The 11157-nt window shown below is 32.8% G+C and carries 8 protein-coding genes; 6 read left to right on the forward strand and 2 right to left on the reverse strand.

The annotated features are described in order from the left end of the window. Positions 1-192: 192 nt before the first annotated feature. The gene (locus tag BQ4305_RS12280) at positions 193-624 is read right to left on the reverse strand and encodes a hypothetical protein (protein ID WP_110928081.1); all 432 of its coding nucleotides are present in this window, start codon (positions 622-624) and stop codon (positions 193-195) included. A gap of 464 nt (positions 625-1088) precedes the next feature. Between BQ4305_RS12280 and BQ4305_RS12285 the strand changes: the two genes are divergently transcribed. Both BQ4305_RS12285 and BQ4305_RS12290 read left to right on the forward strand, forming a co-directional pair. Beyond that, positions 1089-2828, forward strand: coding sequence for a DUF927 domain-containing protein (locus BQ4305_RS12285; protein WP_110928082.1), 1740 nt, complete (start codon positions 1089-1091; stop codon positions 2826-2828). A gap of 411 nt (positions 2829-3239) precedes the next feature. Beyond that, positions 3240-3944, forward strand: a complete 705-nt coding sequence (locus BQ4305_RS12290; RefSeq protein WP_199880676.1) for a DNA-methyltransferase — start codon at positions 3240-3242, stop codon at positions 3942-3944. A 302-nt stretch (positions 3945-4246) separates the two neighbouring features. Here BQ4305_RS12290 and BQ4305_RS12295 read toward each other — a convergent pair whose 3' ends face one another. Beyond that, entirely contained in the window at positions 4247-5836 is a 1590-nt protein-coding gene (locus BQ4305_RS12295; protein WP_110928084.1) for a hypothetical protein, read from the reverse strand. Positions 5837-6088: 252 nt separating this feature from the next. On the opposite strand from BQ4305_RS12295, the gene BQ4305_RS12300 reads away from it, so the two are divergent. Genes BQ4305_RS12300 through brxC form a run of 4 tightly spaced genes read left to right on the forward strand, consistent with a single transcriptional unit; the run spans position 6089 to position 11156 of the window. Beyond that, positions 6089-6343 carry a TIGR04540 family protein gene (locus BQ4305_RS12300; RefSeq protein WP_234396944.1) on the forward strand — a complete coding sequence of 85 codons (255 nt, stop codon included), beginning with the start codon at positions 6089-6091 and terminating at the stop codon, positions 6341-6343. 27 nt (positions 6344-6370) lie between these two features. Beyond that, positions 6371-6967, forward strand: coding sequence for a DUF1819 family protein (locus tag BQ4305_RS12305; RefSeq protein WP_110928086.1), 597 nt, complete (start codon positions 6371-6373; stop codon positions 6965-6967). An 11-nt stretch (positions 6968-6978) separates the two neighbouring features. After that, entirely contained in the window at positions 6979-7545 is a 567-nt protein-coding gene (locus BQ4305_RS12310; protein ID WP_110928087.1) for a DUF1788 domain-containing protein, read from the forward strand. 17 nt (positions 7546-7562) lie between these two features. After that, positions 7563-11156 carry a BREX system P-loop protein BrxC gene (gene brxC, locus BQ4305_RS12315; protein ID WP_110928088.1) on the forward strand — a complete coding sequence of 1198 codons (3594 nt, stop codon included), beginning with the start codon at positions 7563-7565 and terminating at the stop codon, positions 11154-11156. Position 11157 lies beyond the last annotated feature (1 nt).

The following is an 11157-nucleotide window of genomic DNA, read 5'->3' on the forward strand; positions in this document are numbered from 1 at the left end:
GTAAAGAGTAAATTTTTGAAGTAAAAAAGGATCACTTGAAAACCAGTGATCCCTTTTTCGTAACGAAATGATGGTCTTGACCGAGTTTCGCTACTCTAGTCATATATAGTATTCCATAAACAGGCAAATTAATTCATTTACAATAGGATATTTTAGTTCAGTTATGTAGAAACGTATTTTTATATGTCTGAACTACCTTTTAATTCTCATTTCAACAAATTGTTTTGTAAGATTTAACAATCCTTTTGCAAAACCATCAGCATCATCCTGCATTTCTTTCAGCTCTAGCTCTTTCTTATCAAGACGTTCATACCATTTATTAATTCTTTCTTGATTGAAGTCTTCTTTAGCCTCTTCTTTATGGATATTTTCAATTAAATTTTTGATTTCTAAATACAGTGAATCAATTCTAGTATCTCTAATTTTCTTTTTTCCTTCTCGCTCATTATCTAAGTGTTTCTTAAACTGATCAAATAGAGCAGATGCTCCTGCTTTCCAAACTTCTACTGGTACTTGCTGTGCTACCTTAGTTACTAGTTCTATTCCAGATGATCCAATGTTGTTATTCTTACTTGGATTACTCTTAACCAGTTCAAAATTCTTAGAACCAACTTTTTGACTCACAATGTTTTTCCTCCCTACCACTTTTTTCTCTACTGTTTTTATATATTACCATTAAAATCCAGCATCCTCATTAAATTAAATTTTAATAAGGGTATCTTCTGTACATTTTACGTCTACTACGTATTACAGATTGCAACTAGCGTATGGTTTAAAGCTTTGATTAGGATTACCATAACAATCCTTGTTCCACAAAACTGCTTCCTTGAAGAACGGAATTTTCGTAATCTTTAACTATATTTTACCATGCAGAAAACGAAACTACTTATTTTTAAAGGGTATGTTTTTTTATTTGGGAATAGTTAACTACCAAGGAGGTGATCAACTTTTATATATCGTAGAAGCTATAATGCTGTTAGACATATTGGTGTTCTGTTTATTATAAGGAATTAAATACAGTTGAATATGAAGAAATAAGCTTTACACCATTTCTTATCAAATTTTAAAAAGAAAGAAGTGGGTTATATTTGAAAAACAACATAACGAATAATGTAAATCAGAATTACTTAGATCGAGTGAATCTAGAAGATGTTGAGGATGCCTTAAAATTTCTTGATAAAGCTGATCAAAATAATAATAAGGAAATTAGTGATACTCTAACAAAACCTGGTATAATCCCAGAACCATTTTTTATTGAAAAAGATGAGTTATGGATAAATGTTAAAGGAGAAGGGCGATTATTATGCCGGCAGGTGCCATACATAATTAAAAAATTAAACAATATAGAGGATAATACTGTTTCGTATATATTATGCTGGAAAGATGACAATTTGACCAAAACAGAAGTTGTATCTTCAATTGTTTTAAGTGTAAAAAAAGAGCTATTAAGTTTATCTGAAAAAGGACTAGGTGTTAACGAAAATAATTATAAACAAATGATTAGTTTTTTCGATAAATATCTAAGTGAAAATAAAATAAAGCAAGAGACAATGGTAAATAGGTTAGGACATATAAAAAATGGATTTATCCATCCTTTAATCTTAAATGATATTATAATTGTGCCTAATGATGCCGGTGAGAAACAAATTTTAGAAGCTATTCAGGAAAAAGGTACGGTTGAATCTTGGAGACAAGAAGTTCTTGAACTAGTAAAACCTTTATCGAAATCCCTCTTTTATTTAGTCGCCTCCTTTACGGCACCACTTCTTCACGATTTTCAAATTGACTCATTTATTGTTGATTTTTCAGGACATACAAGCCAAGGAAAGACAACTTTATTAAGATTATCCTCAACTGTATGGGGAACATCAAAATTAATTAATGAGTGGGAATCAACGAGAGTAAGCATTGAGCGGAAAGCTGCATTTTTAAATAGTTTTCCTCTATTTATGGATGATACAAAAAAAGCCAATCCTAAACAATTAGAATCAGTTATCTATCAATTCTCTGGAGGTCGTAGTAGAGGAAGGGGAAGTTTAAAGGGAATTCAGAAAGAATTAACTTGGAGAACTATCTTACTTTCTACAGGAGAGAGTTCCATTCTCCAATACACAAATGGTGGCGGTGTTGCTGGTAGGGTTGTACCTATTAATGATGAACCATTTGGTAAGCCCTCAAATGAATTTATGGAAAAATTATATAAGGGAATTAACAATAACTACGGTGTTGTTGGTAGGGTCTTTATACAGAAATGGATGGAAATTGATCCGGAATACAAAGAAAGTTACAAATCAACATTCTATGATTTAAAAAACAATTATATTAAACTCGCTGGTTCGAATGAAGTTTTAATTAGAATTGCAAGTTATTATGCAATAATTCACTTTGTTGCAACTTTGCTAAATGAGTTAATGGATTTTAATATTGATCCGACTTCTTTTGAAGGATTATTTAAAGTCGCCGGTATTGAAAATAGAGAGGTAGATAAACCTAAACAGCTTATGGAAGATATTCTAGAAAGCTTGGATTCATTTAGAAGTTCTATTCACTATGGTTATTTTGAGCCTACACAAATTAACGGGCTTTTCGACAAGAGCAACCGATTTTATTTAACAACTTCCTACACTAATAAATTTTTAGGCCCAGAAGCGAAGGCAATCAAGCACGAATGGCTCAAACGTGGTTATATAATTCCTAGTTCATCAGATGGTAAAGAGTCTCAAACTAAAAAGTTAGGTGGGAGAGCTTATAAAGCTATTGAAGTTAATCAAGATTTATTAACTGAGTTAGGATTTGATTTTTCAGATACAGGGGAGAAAGATTATTAAAGTAGGGCCCATAGGTTACAGATTAACTGTAATCTGTGGGCTTTTTTAAAATGATGATCAATTACAAGAAGTTACAACAATAAAATCATTGTAACTAGTTTTGTAACCTGATAGTTAATTAATTTATAAGGGAACAGTCCAAATAGGTTACAAAGTTCTTAGGGTTACTAATGATTATAATTTTACTATATAAAGTTCTCTATATCTGGAAATATTACTGTATATTATTTATCAGTAACCTGTAACCTTGTAACCTTAAGTATTATCAATACTATTAATTTAAATAAAAGTCTGGTTACAGTATTTGTTTAAACTTGTATCTATAAGAAAAATGATAAACATAAAAACTTAACAAGGGTTATCTCCAAAGTTTCGCAATTTAATTGCAGACTAAAAATTGGAGGTATTTCTTTGAAACTTGTTAATGGTAATGCGTTTATTGAAATTAAAAAAATTGAAAGTAACTCAGTTCATTTGATTTGTACAGATCCACCCTTCTTTATATCAAGGAAGACAAATTTTCAAAAGGGTGGTGGAAACCAAGGTAAATATGGCTCCATAACTTTGGAATTTGGTGACTGGGATTTAGATAAGGATAGTTTTGATTGGGTATCCTTATTAGAAGAGTTTAAAAGAATTTTAGTTCCAGGAGGAACTATGATTATTTTCTACGATATCTTCAAAATGAAAGATATCTTTGAGGTTGCTAAGAGACTAAAACTAACACAACCAAGAATAGGATTCTGGGAAAAGACTAACCCAGTACCTAGAAATTCAAAAATTAACTATTTATCAAATTCAAGAGAATATTTTATTTCTTTTACAAAAGGAACAAAGAGAACATTCAACTCTGAATATGATAAAGGGTCCTACCTAGCACCGATAGTTAGTGGCAAGTCAAGAATTCACCAATGTCAAAAGCCTGTTAGTGTTCTTGAGAATATAATTAGAACCCATTCAAATGATGGAGATACAGTTTTAGATTGCTTTATGGGTTCAGGTTCTACAGGGGTTGCTGCTATCAATCTTAATAGAGAATTTATTGGTATCGAGTTAGATACAACATTCTTTAGTAATGCCTCAAGTACTCTATATAAAATCTATAATAATAAGTAAGGACTAACGTTAGTATAAATAAAAATAAAGATAATAATTAGATATATAGTTTAGGTAGATTCAATAAAAAAACGATCAGAGTTCCTGATCGTACATGTAGGAGTATCTTAATTTTGAACAGTGGGAACAATTTCAATGTAGTTTGTTAATAAATATATGCAATGCAATGCAATGCAAGTCAATATAGAATAATGCAATGTATTTACAGATAATAAAATCTCTTAAAAGGATTAGAAACCCAATTCAATTAATAATTCAACTAATATCAACTGTCATATCAAAATCTTTAGTGCGACGTTCACCTACGATACCCTTAATGTCTTCCAATGTTCAAATTCTTTTTTCCATACCTTTTTAAATTTATTAAAACTAGATTTATTCACGGGTAAACTCTCCTTTTCAACCCAGCGATGAAAACATAGATGGATATCTTTTGTTAAAGGAACACCTAGTGGCTCCCGTGCATGCAGTATTACAAATTCATCTACGATTTTCTTTCTTTCCTCATTAGTATATTCATATTCATTGTCCGAGTCTTGATCTAACCCAGCCCTTTGTATAGCATCCTTTACAATCTCATAAAAGGGTCTTACGAGATGATGAACTTCAATCTTTAGGGGAACTCCAGATAAAATACAACATCCCCCCGTTATCTTCATCGACATTTTTCGCCATTCACTGTTATAAACTACCTGTCGCAACTCGCTAAAATTGTTGCTAACCCCATCTCTACATACTTCTCGTAACCTATCTGGATGACCTTTCGCACTTTTAAAATTACTCCAATCACATTCGAACACTGGGTTGGCATAGGGTTTTAAATCCCTTCCACGATATATAAATAGGTACTTCGTTTTGGCTCCCTTATACTTTTGCCCTTTTACAGGTCGATAGTCCGGACGTTTAATACGGCAAAACCACCGGATATTTCTCATTGAAAAAGGATTGCTTTCGTCAAATACTTCAGGCATTTTGCCCTGTTTAAGTTCTTGTTGTCGTAGGGGGCACAAATAACCTTCATCCGTCACTAATATTTTTCGTTTTTTATTCACTTTAAGAGGTAATCCTATTTTAATTATTAGCTGTTGTATGTTTTCAAAGAAAAATTTGCATCGTGAATCAAAAGGATTTGGTGGTTTTGAGGGTATTCCTTCCAATTGGTAAGGATTATATTCAATAAGATATCCATCAGGATTTATAGCTACTATGCTTTTTTTGTTCACATTTAATGTATCTGGTAAAGGAGAATATCCATATTTTAATGCCGAAAGATGAATATTGTGCTCAAGGAAAGGACTTCGAAGTCTATACTTTTGAAACTCTCTAAAATCTTTGCCATCTCGCTTAATATCAAGCATCTTTCCAATGTACACATGATATAACAGACCATCATGATCCTCTGCAATATAGGCTGCATCGTAGTTAATATATTTTTTTGAGACTAACTCTTTAAAACCGATATCGAGTGCTAATTTTCTTACATTTATAATGGAGTTTGGGTTACTAAAGATAAATGGAGAATATGTAACCCCCCTAGAGTTCACCTCTTGTGCAAAAACCAAGTATCCACCTTTATCAAAACATTCAATATATGAAGTTGATCCCTCATAATCCCTTTCTAGATCAATTGGAATGAGATTACGCTCCTGTAATGATTCCATCACTTCTTTAAGTCTCATCTTCCTGCGGCAACATTTACAAGGGATAATGCCTTTTGTAATTTGCCTTCTTATCTCAGATAAATCATACTCATCAATAGTTCCATTTTGGCATTGGTATATGAATATAACCTTTTTTGGATCTTTAACCTTGCTTAAGGCTTTATAGTGAAATCCATGTTTTTGGATCCATTCTGTTGCAGTCTTTAGGTTCCATTTTGTTTTTGGGGCCATATTTTCTTCCCATCTTTCATTAAATGAAATCATTATTACCGCAAGAAAAGGAATCTATACTTTATGTAGAAAAATTAATAATCATATTTTTAGCCTGTTTTTTCTCAAACTAATGAAATTGTTATGATCTCATTTACATTTAGTGAACTATTGTCAATATTTTAAAGGATGATCTATTTACAAAATCCTTAGATTTTATTGTGATTGTTGGATAGTAAGAATAAAATAAGAGTAGAATAATATTTTTTTGAGGTGGTTTGCTTGAAACTGAAGTTGTTCTACAAAACACAGCGTGAATTAGCAGTTGCTTTCAATGAAATTATAGATGCCTATTGGGACAATACTCTTAACGAGAACGAGTTAATTTCAAAAATCAACGGGATATACATGAACAATAAAAGCAAAGTTATTAGAAGTAATGAATTTACGACCGTATTAAGGCAACAATGTGGAAAGAGAAGGCTTGAGGTAGTGGAGAGAATATTGATCTTACAAGGGCATAAGTAATACTAAGGTTAAGGAAGGGTTTGGTTTATGAGTAAAGAATTATTATATGGTGCGAATTTAACCGGAGCATCTTTTTTATTTCTTGAACTTAAGCAAGTAATTCGATTAATAGAAGACGGGTTATCAGAAAAAGAAATAAAGGAAAAAATCCTTTCAGACAACATCTTTCAGTATGAAAAAACATCAAGTCTGAAAAGGATGATCCCTTCTCTGTTGAAAAGGGCTAGTATTTTGGATAAGGATATGCAACGGATGATACTCGAAGAACCAGTAGATATAGGGAAGACAATCAACTTATATGCCATTATGAAGACAGACCTCTTATTTTTTGAGTTCATGAACGAGGTAATTAAGGAAAAGCTTCAAACCAATGATTATATGTTCGAAAAGAAAGACATAAATACATATTTCACTTATAAAGCAGAGCAAGATGAAAAAGTAGCTGGCTTTAGCGAGCAAACTGTAAATAAATTAAAGCAGGTATTTATAAGAATATTGCTTGAAGTTGGGATATTGAAAGATAAACGGTCAGGAGAATTAAATCGTCTATTTTTAGATGATCGTATAAAAGAACATTTATTGCGTATTGGAGACAAGCATTTTGTCCGAGCGATGGGTGTGTGAGAGGTGTTATTATGAGCAATTTGAACGCAAGACTCGACAGGGTTATTCCTAAAATTAAAGCGGACAAGTTCATTGATGGGCGAGGACTTGGTAATGAAATTAGTTTTTATGTATTTGATTATGAGCCAAGTGACGAGCTAATTGTTCGTGATCGAATTATTGATTTTAAAAAGGAATTCAGTTATGAAGGTTCTAACCGAAGGATTATCGAGTTTGATCTTTATAAGATGTTACTTGAAATCGCAAAAGAAAAACGAATTTTTGACCGAGTATTTCAAGTAGAAGAAAAGCAGGGGAAAGACGCTTTATTTAAAGCCATGACTACTTTTGCTAAACCTGATATTTTTTTGAATAAAATTAAAGAGCAACTTGGTGATTATAATGTTGTTTTTCTAACAGGAGTAGGAAAAGTATATCCGTTTGTTCGCTCACATAATATTTTAAATAATCTACAAGAAGTAATAGATAAAATACCAGTCATTATGTTTTTTCCTGGTAAATATGATGGTCAATCACTTCAATTATTTGGTAAATTTAAAGATGATAACTATTACCGAGCTTTTCGATTAGTTGAATAGGGAAAAGGGGGATTTCGATGATTATTAAAGATATGTTTCAAAAGGATATTGAACGTGACATAAGAGGCGTTATTAAGGTAGCACAAACCGATGAAACTAATATTTGTCAAGAACTTGATGAATATGTCGTTACAAGAGAGCTTAATAAGCACTTATCCAAATTCTATGAGAATTATCAAAAAGGAATTGACGGAGCTACAGATAAGATGGGTGTATGGATTTCAGGCTTCTTCGGCTCAGGTAAATCACACTTTCTTAAAATCTTAGCTTATTTGCTTGAAAATAAAAAAGTTAAAGATAAAAAAGCCATTGAATTCTTTCAAGATAAAATTCAAGATCCTCTTATTTTAGCCAATATGAACCGTACAGCTAATTTAGAAACGGAAGTCATTCTTTTCAATATTGATTCAAAGGCGGGAATGGATAGTAAGTCTAAGGAGGATGCTATTCTACGTGTGTTTATGAAAGTTTTCTATGAGCATAGGGGGTACTTTGGCGATATTCCTGGCGTTGCTGAAATGGAAAAATACTTGGATAAAAAAGGTGCATTTGAAGAATTTAAGGCGGAGTTCAAGAACCTTGCAGGCGAGGAATGGGTTGAACGCCGAAACACCTTCTATTTTGATGCTGATTTCGTTATTGGGGCCTTAACGAAAGTTACAGAGATGTCAGAAGAATCAGCTCGTAACTGGTTTGAAAATGGCGTAAATAACTTTGAAATTAGCATAGAAAAGTTCGCCAAGGATGTTAAGGAGTACATAGATCAAAAGGGAAAGAACTTTCATCTTGTATTCTTAGTCGATGAAATTGGTCAGTTTATTGGAGATAGCCGAAACCTGATGCTCAATCTACAAACAGTAGCCGAGGATTTAGGGACACATTGTCAAGGTAAAGTTTGGATCATGGTTACATCCCAAGAAAGCATTGATAGCATTGTAAAGGTTAAAGGAGACGATTTTTCCCGTATCCAAGGTCGCTTTGATACAAGACTATCTTTATCTTCTATTTCAGTTGATGAAGTTATTAAAAAGCGTATCCTTCTTAAAAAGGAAGTAGCAAATGATAAGCTCAGATTGCTCTTCCCTGAAAAGAGTGCCATTCTCAAAAACTTAATCAGCTTCAAAGAAAGTACCGCTGATTTACGTGGATATGATAATGAGCAAGAATTTGCGGATGTGTACCCATTCATTCCTTACCAGTTTAAGCTACTTCAAATCGTATTTGAACAAGTACGTAAGCATGGTTCTTCAGGGAAGCACCTTTCCGAAGGGGAACGCTCCATGCTATCAGCATTTAAAGAAGCGGGGTTACGTTATAAGGATGCTGAGGAAGGGGCTGTCATTCCTTTTTATGCTTTTTATGACACAATCAAGGAATTCTTAAATCCTTCTATTTCAAGGGTTATAGATGGAGCGTATGATAACCCTGCTCTTAGAGATGATGAATTCAACATGGAATTATTGAAAGTGTTGTTCATGATTAAATACATTAAAGAGTTACCTGCAAACATAGATAATATTGCAACTTTAATGGTAACAAGCATTGATGAAGATAAGTTAGAATTAAAAGAGAAAATTAAGGTGGCTTTAAGGAAGCTCATTAACCAAACTTTGGTTCAAAAAAATGGAGAGTATTATATTTTCCTTACAGATGACGAGCAGGACATTAATCGTGAAATCAAAACGATCAATGTGGATGAAGACCTAATAAAAAGAGAGCTTGCCAACTATATCTTCCAAGACCTTTATGATGAAAAGAAATACCGTTATTCTGCACAATATTCATTCTCCTATAATCAAAAGATGGATGAAAAGAATTACGGAAACCAAACATCAGCAATAGGGCTTAACATTTTATCACCAATTTCAGACCACTATGCAGTGTCCGAGCAAGAGCTAATGCTGATTTCATCTGGAAATGACGAGTTAATCATTAAACTTGGTGGAAATGAATCTTACGTTGAAGAAATGGAAGAAGTATTGAAAATTGAGGAATACCGCAAGAAGAAGAACATTTCACAGCTTCCAGAAAGCATCCAAAACATCTTAAATAACAAACAAGTAGAGGTTCGTGAAAGAAGACGTAGAGTAAGAGAGATGTTAGAAGATGCGATTAAAGCAGGGAAGTTTTATATTAATGGCAATAACGCCGACATCAAAGGCTCTACAGTTAAGGAAAAAATTAATGCTTCTTTACAATCATTAGTAGAGAACGTTTATACAAAGTTAGGGTACATTAATCAATTTATTGATAGTGATAGAGACATCCTTGCTATCCTAAATGCAAAAGAAGAGCAAATGACCTTTAGCAATGAAATGAAGCAAGTACCGAACGAATTGGCGTTGAAGGAGATAACAGACTTTATCAATCTTCAAGATCAAATTAAGAAACAAGTCCGAGTACAAATTATTGTTGATCGCTTTAATGATAAGCCTTATGGTTGGCGTACACTTGATATTCAGCGATCAATTGCTGATTTGCTAAAACAGCAAAAGATTCGTATTCGCTACAATTCGGAGTATTTAGAGCCTGAAGAAAGTGCAAGTAAAATTGTTACGGTAATCACCAAGTCATCAGAGGCTGATAAAGCCATCGTGTTAAAACGTGTAAAAGTAGATGAAGCTCTTATTCAAACAGCGAAGAAAGTTTGTAAAGATGTATTTAAGAAGACTGATTTACCAGATGATGAAGACGGCTTGGTGAAGGAAATTAAATCATTAATTGAACAGCAGAAAGTAGAAATTGACGCTCTAAAAGCTCGCTATGAAGGTAGAAAATACCCTGGTATGAGTTTGCTTGATAAAGGGTTAGAGTATTTTAGTCATTTCAATAATAGCTTAGATAATGCTTCGTTCTTTACGAAGTTAAGTGAGTTGAAAAAAGACTTGAGTAATTGGGAATATGATATGGGTTATTTAAAGAGCTTCTTCAATACAAATCAAAAGAATATTTTCGACAAAGGTCTCTTAGCCGTAAACAAGTATGAAGAAAATAAGCCATACTTCATAAATGATAATGTAGATCAAACTGCCAATAAATTGAAGGACATTCTTGCTGATCCAGAACCATATGGAAAGATAAAACAAATTCCAGACTTATATGATGCGATTCAACAACAAATCGAAATGGTTTTGGAAGAAAAGAGAAAGAATGCAAAAGAAAAAATTAAAATTGATTACGACTATCTTGCGTTAATGTCTAAACAAGAGGGTGTATCAAGTATGACAAGGGAACGTGTCAGTGATTACTATGACAGTTTGATGAACAATGTGGAGGACTTCACTGACATATTTAAGGTAGATGCTACAATTACTCAAAGTTACAGTTTCAAGGATAACCATGAACGCAAGATCCGCCAAGAAATCCAAGAATGGAAAGATAGTCAAGGTGGAGATGACGGTGGTGATAGTGGAAGAACAGGTACGGGTGGAACTGATAATCCTACAGGTGGAACTACAATTACAATTGAAAAACAAAAGGTCAAGGTAACTGAACTTCTTGCGATCAAAACATTAAGTTCAGAAGATGACGTTGATATGTATATAAGTACACTTTCAAATAAGCTAAAGGATATTATCAAATCCAATAAACATATTGAGTTTATTGATTAAG

Origin of the sequence: Bacillus massiliglaciei (genome assembly GCF_900098925.1) — a bacterium.
GTDB classification, from domain to species: Bacteria; Bacillota; Bacilli; order Bacillales; family DSM-1321; genus Peribacillus; species Peribacillus massiliglaciei.